The organism is Pseudomonas sp. WS 5532 (assembly GCF_012985445.1).
GTDB classification, from domain to species: Bacteria; Pseudomonadota; Gammaproteobacteria; order Pseudomonadales; family Pseudomonadaceae; genus Aquipseudomonas; species Aquipseudomonas edaphica.
On sequence record NZ_JAAQWK010000003.1, the window covers coordinates 289,218 to 304,469 of the forward strand.

General features: G+C 61.8%; 14 protein-coding genes. 9 read left to right on the forward strand and 5 right to left on the reverse strand.

What is annotated here, in order from left to right:
• Positions 1-203: 203 nt before the first annotated feature.
• From HBO23_RS07995 to HBO23_RS08005, 3 genes are read left to right on the forward strand one after another with little or no spacing between them, the layout of a single operon-like run.
• Entirely contained in the window at positions 204-818 is a 615-nt protein-coding gene (locus HBO23_RS07995) for a 2OG-Fe(II) oxygenase (RefSeq protein ID WP_170037530.1), read from the forward strand.
• On the forward strand, positions 811-1,080 hold the full coding sequence (locus HBO23_RS08000; RefSeq protein ID WP_099549701.1) for a metal-binding protein: 270 nt from the start codon (positions 811-813) through the stop codon (positions 1,078-1,080). The genes HBO23_RS07995 and HBO23_RS08000 overlap by 8 nt, the downstream gene beginning before the upstream one ends.
• Positions 1,077-1,778 carry a 2OG-Fe(II) oxygenase gene (locus tag HBO23_RS08005; protein ID WP_170037533.1) on the forward strand — a complete coding sequence of 234 codons (702 nt, stop codon included), beginning with the start codon at positions 1,077-1,079 and terminating at the stop codon, positions 1,776-1,778. Before HBO23_RS08000 ends, HBO23_RS08005 begins: the two co-directional genes overlap by 4 nt.
• 6 nt (positions 1,779-1,784) lie before the next feature.
• Here HBO23_RS08005 and HBO23_RS08010 read toward each other — a convergent pair whose 3' ends face one another.
• Entirely contained in the window at positions 1,785-2,654 is an 870-nt protein-coding gene (locus tag HBO23_RS08010; RefSeq protein WP_170037536.1) for an alpha/beta fold hydrolase, read from the reverse strand.
• 228 nt (positions 2,655-2,882) lie between these two features.
• Between HBO23_RS08010 and HBO23_RS08015 the strand changes: the two genes are divergently transcribed.
• Complete coding sequence (locus HBO23_RS08015; RefSeq protein WP_170037539.1) at positions 2,883-3,488, forward strand: cysteine hydrolase; 606 nt, start codon at positions 2,883-2,885, stop codon at positions 3,486-3,488.
• 48 nt (positions 3,489-3,536) lie between these two features.
• Here HBO23_RS08015 and HBO23_RS08020 read toward each other — a convergent pair whose 3' ends face one another.
• The 3 genes from HBO23_RS08020 to HBO23_RS08030 all read right to left on the reverse strand — a co-directional run bounded on the left by HBO23_RS08020 (position 3,537) and on the right by HBO23_RS08030 (position 7,012).
• A complete protein-coding gene (locus HBO23_RS08020) occupies positions 3,537-3,929 on the reverse strand; it encodes a tautomerase family protein (RefSeq protein WP_169986173.1) in 393 nt (130 codons plus the stop codon).
• 185 nt (positions 3,930-4,114) lie between these two features.
• Entirely contained in the window at positions 4,115-6,181 is a 2,067-nt protein-coding gene (gene treS / locus HBO23_RS08025; protein ID WP_170037542.1) for a maltose alpha-D-glucosyltransferase, read from the reverse strand.
• A gap of 72 nt (positions 6,182-6,253) precedes the next feature.
• A complete protein-coding gene (locus tag HBO23_RS08030) occupies positions 6,254-7,012 on the reverse strand; it encodes an AraC family transcriptional regulator (protein ID WP_017138870.1) in 759 nt (252 codons plus the stop codon).
• 321 nt (positions 7,013-7,333) lie between these two features.
• On the opposite strand from HBO23_RS08030, the gene HBO23_RS08035 reads away from it, so the two are divergent.
• Genes HBO23_RS08035 through HBO23_RS08055 form a run of 5 tightly spaced genes read left to right on the forward strand, consistent with a single transcriptional unit; the run spans position 7,334 to position 13,775 of the window.
• Positions 7,334-8,959 carry an APC family permease gene (locus HBO23_RS08035; protein WP_017138871.1) on the forward strand — a complete coding sequence of 542 codons (1,626 nt, stop codon included), beginning with the start codon at positions 7,334-7,336 and terminating at the stop codon, positions 8,957-8,959.
• 11 nt (positions 8,960-8,970) lie between these two features.
• Positions 8,971-9,897, forward strand: coding sequence for a 4-hydroxyproline epimerase (locus HBO23_RS08040; RefSeq protein WP_170037545.1), 927 nt, complete (start codon positions 8,971-8,973; stop codon positions 9,895-9,897).
• A 38-nt stretch (positions 9,898-9,935) separates the two neighbouring features.
• The gene (locus tag HBO23_RS08045) at positions 9,936-10,883 is read left to right on the forward strand and encodes a dihydrodipicolinate synthase family protein (RefSeq protein ID WP_169986179.1); all 948 of its coding nucleotides are present in this window, start codon (positions 9,936-9,938) and stop codon (positions 10,881-10,883) included.
• 60 nt (positions 10,884-10,943) lie between these two features.
• Positions 10,944-12,515 carry an aldehyde dehydrogenase (NADP(+)) gene (locus HBO23_RS08050; protein WP_170037548.1) on the forward strand — a complete coding sequence of 524 codons (1,572 nt, stop codon included), beginning with the start codon at positions 10,944-10,946 and terminating at the stop codon, positions 12,513-12,515.
• 3 nt (positions 12,516-12,518) lie between these two features.
• Positions 12,519-13,775 carry an FAD-dependent oxidoreductase gene (locus HBO23_RS08055; RefSeq protein WP_170037551.1) on the forward strand — a complete coding sequence of 419 codons (1,257 nt, stop codon included), beginning with the start codon at positions 12,519-12,521 and terminating at the stop codon, positions 13,773-13,775.
• 167 nt (positions 13,776-13,942) lie between these two features.
• On the opposite strand, the gene HBO23_RS08060 is transcribed toward HBO23_RS08055, so the two are convergent.
• Positions 13,943-14,926 carry a GlxA family transcriptional regulator gene (locus tag HBO23_RS08060; RefSeq protein ID WP_170037760.1) on the reverse strand — a complete coding sequence of 328 codons (984 nt, stop codon included), beginning with the start codon at positions 14,924-14,926 and terminating at the stop codon, positions 13,943-13,945.
• Between the last annotated feature and the right edge of the window lie 326 nt (positions 14,927-15,252).

The following is a 15,252-nucleotide window of genomic DNA, read 5'->3' on the forward strand; positions in this document are numbered from 1 at the left end:
CTTCCTTGAGGTGCACGGCCACAGGCTCGCATTGAGCCGTCCCTGGCCTTTGATGGAAGCGCAAGGTTAAAAGGCCTGTCAGGCGGGGCACCTGACCGAGATCAATCTTCGGTCAGCCAGGGAGAATTGCGTCGCAAGAACCGGAGTTTCAGTGATTTGGCGCCTGCCTACACTGGCGCAAATGCACAGTGACCGAGGCTTTCATGACTCCCCTTGCCGCCACCCTGGTACACCTGGACTGGCAAACCATCGGCCTGGAACTCGACCGCGAAGGTTTCGTCGTGCTGCCCGGCATGTTCGGGCTTGAGGTCCCAGGCTTGTTCACCCACCTACTGAACGGCTTTTATCCGCCATTGGCACAGCTTTCCAACCGGTGGAACGACATCCTGCAACTGCCCTACCGCTACCCTCCCCAACTCACCGACTTTCATGCGCAGTGCCGCGCCGTCGGCCAGCAGCAAGCACTGCCCCAACTGACATGCCTGCGCAAAGACGAGCACCAGGCGCTGGGGCAGGACGCCGAGGGCGAGCACGTATTTCCATTTCAGTTGGCCGGCGTGCTGTCTGCGCCCGGCGAGGATTTCACCGGCGGCGAATGTGTCCTTACCGAGCAACGCCCCAGAATGCAATCGCGGCCGATGGTGGTGCCGTTGCAGCGCGGCGATCTGGCCGTGATCACCACGGCACACCGCCCGTTCAAGGGCAGTAAGGGTTACTACCGGGTGAATATGAAACACGCGATCAGCAGCGTCCGAAGCGGCGAACGGCGCGGTTTTTTGCTCAGTTTTCACTTATGCCCTGGGGCGGCGCATGACTGACGAGCGCATGTGGCGGCTATTGGGCAGCGATGGCCAAGCCTACTCAAGCGCCGAACCGGGCACATTGGCTGGTCATCGACGCGGTAAACGCTACGGCACGCTGGATTGCCGTGCGGCACTGCACGCCATCGCCCGTGGCTGCTATGTGCAGCACAGGGTGTTTTTCCTCAATCAATCCAGCGCCATCGCAGCGGGCTATCGCCCTTGCGCCGTGTGCATGCCGGCCGAGTATCGCCAATGGAAACTTCAGCAGCCTTTATGAACACTCACTTGGAAAATCTCGACTGGCCAATGATCGAAGCGGCCTTGATGAACGACGGCTTCGCCCTGCTGCCAAGGCTGCTGACGCGGCAAACCTGTCAGCAACTGGCAGCACTCTATGCCGATGAAAGCCACTTTCGCAGCCGCATCGCCATGCAGCGCTACGCCTTCGGGCGTGGCGAATACCAGTACTTTCGCTACCCGCTGCCGGCACTCGTCGACAGCCTGCGCTCGCATCTTTACGCGCGCCTCGCACCAGTCGCCAACCGCTGGCACGCGGCGCTGAAGATGAATCAACGATTCCCCGACACCCATGTGGAATTCAAAGCGCTATGTCACCAGGCCGGCCAATGCAGGCCCACGCCGCTGATGCTGCGCTATCGGCAAAATGACTACACCTGCCTGCATCAGGACTTGTATGGCGAGCAGGTGTTTCCGTTTCAGGCGGTGTTTCTGCTGGATCAGCCAGGTGTGGACTTCGAAGGGGGTGAGTTCGTCCTCACCCACTCCGGCTCCAGCAAACCCGCACGGGCTGAGGTAGTGCCCCTTGAACAAGGCCAGGCACTGATCTTTGCCGTCAACAGCCGCCCGGCACGTTCCGCGCGTGGTTTTTGCACAGTCAGCGTGCGTCATGGGGTGAGCCGCCTGCATCGCGGAGAGCGCCACACGCTGGGCATCATCTTTCACGATGCCAAATGAATGCTGTCAACGGGTTAGCTTCACGCCCTTGATCCACTTAACCGCATCATCAACCGACTGGCCTGCACCGCCGGGCGAGACGTTGTGCCCCAACTCGGGATACAGCCGGTACTCAAAGGGTTTGCCCTGGGCTTTAAGCGTACCCAGCCGTTCGATGGCCATGAACGCCGGGGTTTGCAGGTCCTGGCCGCCCAGCAACCAGAGCCCCGGCACCGAGATGCTGGCGAGTGCGTCGCGTGGGTCGGTAGCGGCAAAATCATAGCGGTCCGGGTCTTGCGCGATATGTTGGCGGGCATCGGCCTCGCTGTGGGTATGCCAGAAATCTGCCTTGCCCTGTGTCAGAAACTGGAACCGTAGCTGCTCAAGTGTCGTCAGCAGTGGGCCGCTGAATAGCACCATGAAGTTGATGCTCCGATTACGCTCGGCGGCAAGGGGAATGATCCAGCCCGCCTGGCTGAAACCCACCAGCCCAACGGGCACTGGGTTGGCCGCAAGCGTGGTGGATAACACCACGAGCGCCGCATTCGCATCACCCGCCAGCGCCGCCAGATTGGAAGCGTCGAGGTTATTGCCGCCGACTTCCGGGCCAGCGTACACACCGCCAGATTGCCCGACGCCGCGTTTGTCATAGGTCAACACCGCGATGCCACGTTGGGCCAGGGTTGTGGCAAAACTACTCATACGCGGCATCTGGCCGGAACCGTGTACCAGCACCACGCCGGCTACTGGATGCTCGGGCAGGTAAACCGTGCCGGCCAGTGCAACATCAGCGTTGGCAAATGTAATGTCCCGCGTCACAAAAGTGGCGGGGGCAGCCAGGGCCAACCCAGGCGTCAACATGAAAAGGCCCAGCCAAAAGCCGATGTTTCGCAGCATGATTCAATCCGCACAAAGGTACGTCCGAGTACCGGTGCGCCACTGTGCCTGGGCAGCGTTACTGTCTTATGACTGGCGGCTTTTATGTGGGATACGCTGTGTCAGACACCTGGGTTTTGACTGACCCACCGCATTCGCGGGCAAGCCCGCTCCCACACGAAGAGTGCGGCCCTTGGATTTGGCGCCTATAACTGCTGTAGTGAAAAAACCACCTGACGGAGCATCACTATGAACCCGACGAAAACCGCATTGGTCCTGATTGAATTCCAAAATGACTTCACCACTGCGGGTGGGGTGTTTCACGACGCGGTCAAAGGCGTCATGCACAGCACCGACATGCTGGCGAACACTGCAACCACCGTTGAGCAAGCCCGAAAACTCGGTGTGAAGATCATCCATATGCCGATTCAATTTGCCGACGGCTACCCCGAGCTGACGCACCGCTCCTACGGCATTCTCAAGGGTGTGGCAGACGGCAGTGCCTTCCGGGCCGGCAGCTGGGGCGCCGAAATCAGCGAGGCGCTCACCCGTGAGCCGGCTGACATCCTCATAGAAGGCAAACGCGGCCTGGATGCGTTTGCCACCACCGGCCTGGACCTGGTGCTGCGCAACAACGGCATCCAGAACCTGGTCGTCGCAGGCTTTTTGACCAATTGCTGCGTTGAAGGCACGGTTCGTTCGGGCTATGAGAAAGGCTACGACGTGGTGACGTTGACCGACTGCACCGCGACCTTCAGTAATGAGCAACAACACGCCGCCGAGAACTTCACCTTGCCGATGTTCTCGCAAACGCTGAAACACACCCAGTTTCTACAAGCGTTGAACGCCCAATAAAAACGGCGGCGACTCATCACTGAGTCGCCGCCTGCTTGCGGGCCTGCCTCACTCGTCGGGCACGTACTGCATCTCTCCGTTGCCAAACGACCAATCCTCGCGTTTCACATCCACCAGGTTGATCCACACATCTTCTTTGCGCAGCCCTGTTTTGGCGTGGATGCCCTCAGCGATACATTTATAAAAAGCCTTTTTCACTGCGATGCTACGCCCGGCGCTCCAGGTCACCTGGATAAACACGATGTTTGGCGTGTAGGTAACCCCCAGATAACCCGCCGCCGGATACACCAACTCATCCTTGGCGTGACGATTGATGATCTGGAATTTGTCGTGCTCAGGCACATTGGCCACGCTGGTCATGGCGGCGTAGACCACATCGCCAATTGCAGCGGCGGTTTCAGTGGAGGTGTCGGCGGCCAGGTCGATTCGAACTAAAGGCATGGGAAATTCCTCGGCAGGTCAGTGGCCGGTGCTCGAAAGTGGCCATTGGCACTACGCTAGCTCGAACAACAAAATTCATCAAGCGCATATTAATTTATTTAATAATGCGTAAATGGCATGTTATTCATTCTCCCGGCAAATGCATAATCAGCGCTGATCGACCAGGCGATCAGCGCTTCGCGCCCCTAAAGCATCGGCGACAGGCTGACCACCCGCAGCGCCAGCCCCTCATATGCGTCCAGCGTGATGGTGAACTCACCTTCAGCGGTGAGATCGCCCTCGACCCGCTCATTGATGATGTCCACCACCGGCCCCGGCGCAATGTCGGGCAGGTGCAGGGTTTCGGTCAGCGCCGTACTGCCGAAGTTGAGCGCAGTGATTTGCGTGCCCTTCCCGGCCGGCAACTCGTGAACCATGATCAGCAGCCCCGGGTGCTCCACATCCGGCACCAGGATCTGGCGGCTGGCGGCGATTCCATAGGCGTTGCGCACCGCGAGAATTTTCTGCAGCTGTGACGCGAACGAATCCGGGTTCTGCAACTGGCTGTTGAGGCTGCCGTAGAGGGTTTTCGCCCTTGGCATCTGGCCGGCGGACAGTTCGGCATCCGGGTTCAAATCCACCAGGTCATAGGCGCCGCGATGAATCCAGCGCGTGTCGCCATCGCCCATCAAATGGGCTACCGCATCGGCCGCCAACGGCAACGCGCCGACCAGGTCCCAGCCAGACAGGGCAAACACCCCAGGCTGCATGGCGTTGTACATCACCAGCAGCACATGGATCCGGCGGATCTGCTCGATATCGGCCGGCGTGATCGCCTCCAGGTCACGGATGCCCAGGGCCGCCGTGATAATGCTGGCGGTGGTGCAGGAAACCCCATTGGTGACGAACTTGAGGTTATACGGCGCATGCTCGCCGGCCAGGCGCTCGTACATCTGCTCGCGGATATGCTCACGCAGGCTGTTGCCGGGGAACGTCTGGCCTTGGTAGAGGTAACTGTCGTGGGCGTGCAGGGTCCAGAAATGCACCAGCTCCAGGGTCAGCTCATCGTGGTTTTGCAGCGCATGGATCAAAGAGCCTGGGTCAATGCCCTGGCTGTGCATCTCACGCAGCATCAGGCGCAGAAATTCGGTGTCGCCCAGCAGTAACGCATGCTGATACGCCGGGCGCGTGATGAAGTCATAGGACAGGTCGGCGCCGCCGTGGGACATGGCGGCAATATCGTCGACAGTGAGGTTCAACTCCTGAAAGCTGAACCCGCCCGCCTTGCGAATCGCCCCGCCCAGCAACTGGTTGCCGGTGATCGACAACGGGTGGCTTTCCGACCAGGCAGTGCCGTCCAGCTTGCGTTCCACGCCGAGGAAGCCGTTGGCGTCCAGGCGCAGGATCTTGGCGCCCATCACATCAATGGCATGCAGGGCGTCGCCGATGATCATCTGCTGCGCGGCAAACGAGGGGTCCAGCCAGTTCAGCGACGGCTGGCCTTCCTTGAAGTAATGCAGGTACACCCAGCGGCGCGGCTTGTCATCCACACCGATGACCACCGGGGTTGCACTCCAGTCAGTTTCCTTGACGCCGGGTTCGAAGAAGATCACCCGCTGCAACTGGCCGACGATGTAATGCTTGTCGCGCAGCGCATCCACCTGCGCGGGGCTGAGGTTCTGCGCATCACGCCCTTCGGCGACGTCAGGTAACAGCGGCCAGTCTTCCTCGCGGATCTCGACCATGTGGTAGAGCCCCGGATAGTCCTCATACGCCATCTCGGCCAGGCGGAAGTCCGCGCCCTTGCCCGTGTGGGAGGGGATCACATCGTCGATGATCACCGCGTTGTGCGCGGCGGCCATGCGCGTCAGGGCCTGCAACTGCGCTTCGGTGCCCAGCTGTGGGTCAATCTCGAAGCTGATGCGGTCGAAATTGCCATCGATGGTCGGCGTATGCCGTGTGCCGTCGAGCCCGCCGGACTTTTTCAGCGGGCCGTTGTGAATGCCCTGGATGCCGATCTTCGACAACGCCTGCCACAGGCTTTCATCGCCCAGGGCTTCGAGCACCGTGCCGTTCTCACGGGTCACAATCGAGGCCGGATAAGCGGTGAACCATACCGACGACAACGCTGAGGCATCACGCGGCCGGGTCTGCGCATACGGCTGCTGCCACAAACGCCCTTGCCCGCTGTACAGCCTTGCCCGCTGACGCGCCGCATTGAGCATGGATTGTTGCACCAGCCAGTTCACATGATCGTTATCCGCCGCCGTCATAAGCCTGTTTCCTATTGCCGTGAAAAGGTGATTGGTAAGCATAGGAGCGGCGGAGGCCTTGATTCGTTGCATTTACTCCAATTGCCGGTACTGCCTGGGCGTAAACCCGGTCAATGCCTTGAACTGGCGGGTAAATGCGCTGTGGTCGGTGTAGCCGCATTGCAGCGCCACCTCGGTGATCGGCAGGTCGGTGTGCAACAGCCGGTGCGCATGCTCCAGGCGCACCTTCTGGATCATCTGCCGGGGTGTGAGGTGGAATACACGTTTGCAGTAGCGCTCCAGTTGCGCCACGGAAATCCCGGCAATGCGGGTCAGCTCGCCGAGGGTGACACGGCGGTTGAAATGTTGGCGAATGTGCTCATCCACGGCGGCCAGGCGCTGGTAGGCCGGATGCTTTTCGCTGGCCGATTGCAGGTCCACCGAAATACCCGCCAGGCCGATGATCGCGCCCTTGTCGTTGTACAGCGGCCATTTGTGCGTCAGGCACCAGCCCGGTTCGCGGCTGCCATACAGGTGCAGCTCTAGCTGGTCTTCTAGCACAAAACCCTGCTGCAGCACGCGCCGGTCCTGCTCGGTGTAGCCCGGCCCCAATTGTGCAGGGAACACTTCGGCGCTGGTCTTACCCAGCAGCGGCTGCAACTGTTTGAGGCCGCAGCGTTGCACCAGGGTGTGGTTGGCGAGGACGTAGCGGGCGTCGATATCCTTGATGAAAATCGCCGCGTTGGGGATTACGTCGAGCAAGGGCAACAACTGCGCGACCCCCGCCAATAGTTGCTCGATGCTGTTGGGGCGGTTGGTCTGTAGAAAGCTCGCAAATGCACTGGGCAGCATGGCCTGCACTCCATTTTTCTTAAGCAGATTGCCCTATGCCAGCCTGAGTATCTACACAAGGTTGTGGCAGCCTTGGAAGCCACACTCGATCAAAAATGTGGGAGCTGGCTTGCCTGCGATGCAGACGCCTCGGTCATTCAGGCAAACCGAGGTGATGCAATCGCAGGCAAGCCAGCTCCCACAAAAAAGCCTGGATCTACGCATTCAAACTGTGCCGAATTCGTCATTCACATCAACGCAAAACATCAATCGCAGCGCCCTTGATCGGTTCAGGATATCGCCACTGCATGCCTATCCAATAACTCACAAGAAGGCGCCGCCATGTCTGCTCAAGGCAAGTTCAAGAAACAACTTTCACTGATGGACCTGACCTTTATCGGGTTAGGCGCCATCTTCGGTTCGGGCTGGTTGTTTGCGGCCAGCCACGTGTCCGCCATCGCCGGCCCGGCGGGGATTATTTCCTGGCTGATCGGCGGTTTCGCCGTGCTGCTGCTGGGCATTGTGTACTGCGAACTCGGCGCCGCCCTGCCCCGCGCCGGTGGCGTGGTGCGTTACCCGGTGTATTCCCATGGCCCGCTGCTGGGCTACCTGATGGGCTTTATCACGCTGATCGCGTTCTCCAGCCTGGTGGCGATCGAAGTGGTCGCCTCGCGCCAATACGCCGCGGCCTGGTTTCCCGAGCTGACCAAGGTCGGTTCCAGCGACCCGACCACCCTGGGCTGGTTGGTGCAATTTGCACTGCTGTGCCTGTTCTTTGTGCTCAATTACCGCAGTGTGAAGACCTTCGCCATCGCCAATAACCTGGTCAGCGTATTCAAGTTCATCGTGCCGCTGCTGGTGATTGGTGTGCTGTTCACCTTCTTCAAACCGGCGAATTTCCAGACCCAGGGTTTTGCCCCGTTTGGCCTGTCGGGCATCGAGATGGCGGTGTCGGCCGGCGGAGTGATTTTTGCCTACCTGGGCCTCACGCCGATCATCTCGGTGGCCAGTGAAGTAAAGAACCCGCAACGCACGATTCCGATTGCCTTGATCCTCTCCGTGCTGCTGTCGACTGCCATCTATGTGCTGCTGCAAACCGCCTTCCTCGGTGGCGTGCCGACCGAGATGCTGGCCGATGGCTGGGCGGGTATCAGCAAGCAACTGGCGCTGCCTTATCGTGATATTGCCCTGGCGTTGGGCGTGGGTTGGCTGGCCTACCTGGTGGTGGCCGATGCGGTGATCTCACCCAGCGGCTGCGGCAATATCTACATGAATGCCACGCCGCGTGTGGTGTACGGCTGGGCGCAGACCGGCACGTTTTTCAAGATCTTTACGCGCATTGATGAGAAGTCCGGCATCCCGCGCCCGGCGCTGTGGTTGACCTTTGGTTTGTCGGTGTTCTGGACCCTGCCGTTTCCGTCCTGGGAAGCACTGATCAATGTGGTGTCGGCGGCGCTGATCTTAAGCTACGCCGTGGCCCCGGTGACCGTCGCCGCGCTGCGCCGCAATGCGCCCGGCATGGCCCGGCCGTTCCGGGTCAAGGGCATGGCGGTGCTCGGCCCGCTGTCGTTCATCATCGCCGCGCTGATTGTGTACTGGTCCGGCTGGAGCACCGTGTCGTGGCTGCTTGGCCTGCAAATCCTGATGTTTGTGGTGTACCTGCTGTGCGCACGCTGGGTGCCGACCGCGCACCTGAATCTCAAGCAACAAGTGCGCTCGTCGGCCTGGCTGATCGGCTTCTACGCGGTGACTATCCTGCTGTCCAAGCTCGGCAGTTTCGGCGGTATCGGCGCGATCAGCCACCCGTTTGACACGCTGGTCGTCGCCCTCTGCGCCCTGGGCATCTACTACTGGGGCGCCGCCACCGGCGTGCCCGCGCACCTGGTGCGCCTGGAACACGAAGACGACGAAAGCGAAGCGGTCAGCGACGCGCATTACAGCGCGCCACTGTCGCCAGCCACTCACTGATGGAGCCTGTTATGAAGCGCCTGCATGTTATCGACTCCCACACCGGCGGCGAACCGACGCGCCTGGTCATGGACGGCTTCCCTGCGCTCGCCGGCGCTACCATCGCCGACCAGTTGCACACCTTGCGCAGCGAACACGATCAATGGCGCCGCGCCTGCCTGCTGGAGCCACGTGGCAATGACGTGCTGGTCGGCGCGCTGTACTGCGCGCCGGTCACGCCAGGCGCCACCTGCGGGGTGATCTTTTTCAACAATGCCGGGTATCTGGGCATGTGTGGCCACGGCACCATCGGCCTGGTCGCCTCCTTGCACCACTTGGGCCGCATAACGCCCGGCGTGCACACCATCGACACGCCGGTCGGCCCGGTAGCCGCCACCTTGCACGACGACGGCGCGGTGACCTTGCGCAACGTACCCGCCTACCGTCATCAGCGGCAGGTGCCGGTGGACGTGCCGGGCTATGGCGTGGTGCATGGCGATGTTGCCTGGGGCGGCAACTGGTTTTTCCTGGTGTCGCAGCACGGCCACAGGCTGGCGATGGACAACGTCGACACCCTCACCGACTACACCTGGGCGATGCTCAAGGCCCTCGAAACCCAAGGCATCCACGGTGCGGACGGTGCAGTGATCGACCATATCGAACTGTTCGCCGACGACGCCCACGCCGACAGCCGCAACTTCGTCATGTGCCCCGGCAAAGCCTACGACCGCTCGCCGTGCGGGACCGGCACCAGCGCCAAACTCGCGTGCCTGGCGGCTGACGACAAACTCGCCCCCGGCGCCACCTGGGTGCAAGCCAGCATCACCGGCAGCCAATTCGAAGGCCGTTATGAGTGGGATGGCGAGCGCATTCGCCCCTTCATCACCGGCCGCGCCTTCATGACCGCCGACAGCACCTTGCTGATCGACGAACAGGACCCTTTTGCCTGGGGCATCTGAGCCCGGGCCTTATTTAACTGAACGCTGGAGTTAGAACAATGAGCGACAACATCTTCACCGGTTGCATCCCTGCACTGATGACCCCGTGCACGCCTGAACGCAAACCGGACTTCGACGCCCTGGTCGCCAAGGGCCGTGAACTGATCGATATCGGCATGAGCGCCGTGGTGTATTGCGGTTCCATGGGTGACTGGCCGCTGCTGACCGAAGCCGAACGCCAGGAAGGCGTGGCCCGTTTGGTTGCCGCTGGCGTGCCGACCATCGTCGGCACCGGCGCGGTCAACAGCCGTGAAGCGGTGGCCCACGCCGCCCACGCGGCCAAGGTCGGCGCCCATGGCTTGATGGTAATCCCGCGCGTGCTGTCCCGTGGCGCTTCGGCCACCGCGCAAAAGGCGCACTTCTCGGCGATCCTCAAGGCCGCGCCGAACCTGCCGGCAGTGATCTACAACAGCCCGTATTACGGCTTCGCCACCCGCGCCGAGCTGTTCTTTGAACTGCGCCGTGAACACCCCAACCTGATCGGCTTCAAGGAATTCGGCGGCGGCGCCGACCTGCGCTACGCGGCAGAGAACATCACCTCCCAGGACGATGCCGTGACCCTGATGGTCGGCGTAGACACCCAAGTGGTACACGGCTTCGTCAACTGCAACGCCACCGGCGCCATCACCGGTATTGGCAACGCACTGCCGCGCGAAGTGCTGCAACTGGTCGCCCTGAGCAAAAAAGCCGCCAAAGGCGACGCCAAGGCCCGGCGCCTGGCACGTGAGCTGGAAGCCGCGCTGGCCGTGCTGTCGTCCTTCGACGAGGGTTGCGACCTGGTGCTGTATTACAAGCATTTGATGGTGCTCAACGGCGACCAGGGCTACGCCCTGCACTTCAACGAAACCGACGCACTCAGCACCGCCCAACAGCGTTACGCCGAAAACCAGTACGCACTGTTCCGCCAGTGGTACGCCAATTGGTCGGCTGAACAGAACGTGGCCTGACACCCTCGCGCGCCGCTGTGGTTCTCACAGCGGCCAACCCTCATTTTTCAAGGACACCCCATGACTCTGACGGGCAAGATGCTGATCGGTCAGCACGCAGTCTGCGGCCATCGCGAAGCGATCCAGGCCATTAATCCCGCCACCGACCAGCCCCTGGCGCCCGCCTACCCAGGCGGCGCTGGCGAGCATGTCGAACAGGCCTGTGCCTTGGCTTGGGCGGCGTTTGACAGCTATCGCGACACCTCGCTGGCAGCACGCGCGGCCTTTCTTGAAACCATCGCGGACAACATTGAAGCCCTCGGCGATGAGTTGATCGAACGCGCCATGGCCGAAACCGGCCTGCCACGCCCGCGTATCCAGGGCGAACGCGGGCGCACCTGCGGGCAATTGCGCACATTCGCCCGCACGGTGCGCGCCGGTGAATGGCTGGACGTGCGCGTCGACACCGCGCAACCGGCGCGTCAGCCATTGCCACGTGCAGACCTGCGCCAGCGGCATATTGCGCTGGGGCCGGTGGCAGTGTTTGGTGCGAGCAATTTCCCCTTGGCGTTCTCAGTGGCGGGCGGCGACACCGCCTCTGCACTCGCCGCCGGTTGCCCGGTGATCGTCAAGGCCCATGGCGCGCATCCCGGCACCAGCGAACTGGTCGGCCGTGCGCTGGCCAAGGCCGTTAAAGACTGCGGTTTGCCCGACGGGGTGTTTTCGCTGCTGTATGGATCGGGTCGCGAAGTCGGCATCGCATTGGTCACCGACCCGCGTATCAAGGCCGTGGGGTTTACCGGCTCACGCAGCGGCGGTATCGCCCTGACCCAGGCGGCGCAAGCGCGGCCGGAGCCGATTCCGGTGTATGCGGAAATGAGTTCGATCAACCCGGTGTATCTGTTTCCTGCGGCGTTGCACACGCGTGCAGAGGCGTTGGCCCAAGGTTTTGTCGCCTCGTTGACCCAAGGCGCCGGGCAGTTTTGCACCAACCCTGGCTTGGTGGTTGCGGTCGCAGGCCCGGCACTCGAGCGCTTTGTCGCCACGGCGAGTGAGTTGCTCCCGGCGTGCGCCGCCCAGACCATGCTGACGCCAGGTATTTTCCAGGCCTATGAAGCGGGCGTCGGCAGCTTGACTGAACACGCACAAATCGCCGCCAAAGGCTTGGCGGCGCAAGGCCCGAATCAAGGCCAGGCGCAGCTGTTTGTGACCCAGGCCAGCGCGTTTTTAAGCAATGAGCATCTACAGGCGGAAGTCTTCGGCGCGGCCTCCCTGGTGGTGGTGTGTGCCGACGACGAGCAAGTGCGTCAGGTTTCCGAGCATTTGGAAGGCCAGTTGACCGCCACACTGCACCTGGACGACGCGGACCTGGCACGCGCCCAAGCCCTGCTGCCGGTATTGGAGCGCAAGGCCGGGCGCCTGCTGGTCAACGGCTGGCCCACCGGCGTGGAAGTGTGCGACGCCATGGTCCACGGCGGCCCGTTCCCGGCCACCAGCGACTCGCGCAGCACCTCGGTCGGCACCGCAGCGATCCTGCGTTTTCTGCGCCCGGTGTGTTACCAGGACTTCCCGGACAGCTTGCTGCCCGCCGCGCTGCAACACGCCAACCCGCTGCTGTTGCGACGCTTGCTCGACGGCCAGAGAGAGGCCTGAACGATGAGCGACAGCAACCGTGCTGATTTCGCTGTGATTGGCGCCGGCATCATTGGCGTCGCCTGCGCCCTGCAATTGGCCCGTCAAGGCCAACGCGTGGTGGTCATCGACCCACAGGCGCCGGGCATGGGCGCGTCCTATGGCAACGCCGGGCATTTAGCCACCGAGCAAGTGTTCCCGATTGCCGACGCATCGATCCTCAAGCGCCTGCCCGCCATGCTGATGGACCCTATGGGTCCGTTGCGCCTGGACTGGAAGTACCTGCCACGCGCCCTGCCCTGGTTCGTGCGCCTGTTGCTCAACCTGCGCCCGACGAACTACCGGCGCACGGTGGCGGGCATTCGTGCGCTCAATGAGGCCAGCCTGGGCGCTTGGCAGCGTCTGCTGCAGGCCATTGAGCAGCCGCAGCTGTTGCGCGCCGAGGGTTCGTTGCTGGTATTTGAGCGTGCCGCGTCCGGGGAAGCCATCGACGCATTGCGCCAACGCATGCAGCAGCAGAATGTGCCGGTGGATTTCTGGTCGGGCGAGACAATACGCAAGGCCGCGCCGCAACTGAACGAAGCGATCCAGGGCGGCCTGTTCTTCCCAGGCACCGGGCATTTTATTGATCCGTACAGCGTGGTGTGCGCACTGGTGAGCGCGGCCAAGGCTTGCGGTGTGCAGTTTGTGCAGCAACGCGTGCTCGATGGGCGCCTGGAATCGGACGGCGTATCGCTGCTGACCGATCAAGGCAGCCTGACTGCCCGCCAGGTGCTGATCGCCTGCGGCGCCCATTCGGCCAAACTCACCGCTGCACTCACCGGCAAGCAGGTCCCGCTGGACACCGAGCGCGGCTATCACCTGATGCTGCCCCACGAACACCAGCGCTTGCCCTTTGCCGTGACCTCGTTCGAGCGCAAATTTATCATGACCCCCATGAACGATGGCTTGCGCCTGGCCGGCACGGTCGAATTCGCAGGCCTGGAGCGCCCCGCCAATATGCAACGCGCCTGGCAGTTACACCGGTTGAGCCAGGGCTTGTTTCGCCAGGACTTGAGTACCCGGGACGCAACCCCATGGATGGGCTTTCGCCCGTCGCTGCCGGACTCGCTGCCGATCATTGATCGGGTGGCGGAAGGCAAGGTACTGCTCGCGTTTGGGCATCAGCATTTGGGGTTGACGCAGGCGGCGGTGACGGCGGAGATGGTCGTGCAACTGGCCACGCCAGGTAAGCGCATGGCGCTGCCGGACCTGGCCCCTTACCGATTGGCGCGCTTTTAGGTCTTTGGCGTTATTGTGGCGAGCAGGCTTGCCCTGCGTTGGGCTGCGCAGCAGCCCCATACCGTTACACCTGACGCACCGAGTCGTCTGAATGAGGGGCGGCTTCGCCACCCAACGCAGGGCAAGCCTGCTCGCCACAGTGACAATCACAGTGCTCGCGCTCAACGCTACTTGACCAAGCGCTTCTCTTTGGATGGCCGATAGCCGAAATACGCGCTGTAGCACTTACTGAAATGGCTCGGCGACACAAACCCGCACGCCACCAGCACATCCACCTGTGACAGTTCGGTGTGCTGTAACAAACGCCGCGCCTCGGTGACGCGTAACTCCATGTAATAGCGTTGCGGCGTAGTGCCCAGTTGCTCCTTGAACAGGCGTTCGAGCTGGCGCCGCGAACGGCCGGCGTAGACTGCCAATTGGTCCAGTTCCAAGGGTTCTTCGAGGTTGGCGTCCATCAGTTTCACCACTTCACGCAGTGGCGCGCTGACGCTGATGTTCTCCGTGGGTTTGATACGCCGGTAGCGTGACTCTTCAAACGCCAGGATGTCTTCGATACCTTCGACCAAGGCCTTGCCATGCAGGCTTTTGATCCAGTCCAGGGCCATATGGAACGCGCCCGATGGGCTGGAGGCGGTGAGGCGATCGCGGTCAACCACGTAGGGTTCGCTGGTGACCTGCGCAGCTTTGGACACTTCCGACAGCGCCGGGCGATGTTCCGGGTGGATCGCGCAGCGGTAACCCTGCAACAGCCCGGCGCGACCAAGGAACCAGGCGCCGTTCCATAGGCCGGCGAGGCTCACACCCTGTTCGGCGGCGCTGCGCAACAGCTGGATGAAATCCTCGCCGGCTTTGAGTTCGGTGCGAAAACCGCCGCAGATCACCAGCAAATCCAGGTCGGGCAATGCCGACGCTTGCAGGCGGGCATCCGGGCGGATCACCAGGCCCAGGTCGCTGATAACTTCGCCCTCGTCACACCCGAAGGTACGCGTGGCAAACAGCTCGGGGCGCAACAGGTTGGCGGTGATCAGGGTGTCGAGGGTCTGGGTGAATGCCGGCAGGGAAAAGTGTTCGAGCAGCAAAAAACCAACGCGGGTGACCGGCGACGGCTGCTGGAAGTTTTCATTCAGGTAGCGCAGGTTCTTGCCTTTCATGCCACCGCTGAACTGGCGTCTTTCCATCGAGGGTTGGCCCACTCTTTTTGTTTATGCAATGGGCGCTATCTTAGGGGCAAATGCGCCGGCTGTCGTGCCGCATTCCCACGAAGAATAATGACTATGCTGCGTGGCCGCCGCCACGATGGAGGACGCTTGCCTGTTGATAGTCAACACGACCTTTAAGCCTGATCTTTACAAAAGCAACCGCATCCCAGGCCCGCAGCCTGGCAGCTGCGGGACCATCTGATACGGTTTTTTCTTTGCTATCTGCGTCTGTATCGAAACGCCAGTGAAGCGGACAATGGGCGCCATTCCGACACTCC

Excerpts from the sequence above, each read along its gene's own strand:
- HBO23_RS07995 (WP_170037530.1), top strand. The coding sequence starts at position 204 with ATGACTCCCCTTGCCGCCACCCTGGTACACCTGGACTGGCAAACCATC.
- HBO23_RS08000 (WP_099549701.1), top strand. The coding sequence starts at position 811 with ATGACTGACGAGCGCATGTGGCGGCTATTGGGCAGCGATGGCCAAGCC.
- HBO23_RS08005 (WP_170037533.1), top strand. The coding sequence starts at position 1,077 with ATGAACACTCACTTGGAAAATCTCGACTGGCCAATGATCGAAGCGGCC.
- HBO23_RS08010 (WP_170037536.1), bottom strand. The coding sequence starts at position 2,654 with ATGCTGCGAAACATCGGCTTTTGGCTGGGCCTTTTCATGTTGACGCCT.
- HBO23_RS08015 (WP_170037539.1), top strand. The coding sequence starts at position 2,883 with ATGAACCCGACGAAAACCGCATTGGTCCTGATTGAATTCCAAAATGAC.
- HBO23_RS08020 (WP_169986173.1), bottom strand. The coding sequence starts at position 3,929 with ATGCCTTTAGTTCGAATCGACCTGGCCGCCGACACCTCCACTGAAACC.
- treS (WP_170037542.1), bottom strand. The coding sequence starts at position 6,181 with ATGACGGCGGCGGATAACGATCATGTGAACTGGCTGGTGCAACAATCC.
- HBO23_RS08030 (WP_017138870.1), bottom strand. The coding sequence starts at position 7,012 with ATGCTGCCCAGTGCATTTGCGAGCTTTCTACAGACCAACCGCCCCAAC.
- HBO23_RS08035 (WP_017138871.1), top strand. The coding sequence starts at position 7,334 with ATGTCTGCTCAAGGCAAGTTCAAGAAACAACTTTCACTGATGGACCTG.
- HBO23_RS08040 (WP_170037545.1), top strand. The coding sequence starts at position 8,971 with ATGAAGCGCCTGCATGTTATCGACTCCCACACCGGCGGCGAACCGACG.
- HBO23_RS08045 (WP_169986179.1), top strand. The coding sequence starts at position 9,936 with ATGAGCGACAACATCTTCACCGGTTGCATCCCTGCACTGATGACCCCG.
- HBO23_RS08050 (WP_170037548.1), top strand. The coding sequence starts at position 10,944 with ATGACTCTGACGGGCAAGATGCTGATCGGTCAGCACGCAGTCTGCGGC.
- HBO23_RS08055 (WP_170037551.1), top strand. The coding sequence starts at position 12,519 with ATGAGCGACAGCAACCGTGCTGATTTCGCTGTGATTGGCGCCGGCATC.
- HBO23_RS08060 (WP_170037760.1), bottom strand. The coding sequence starts at position 14,926 with ATGAAAGGCAAGAACCTGCGCTACCTGAATGAAAACTTCCAGCAGCCG.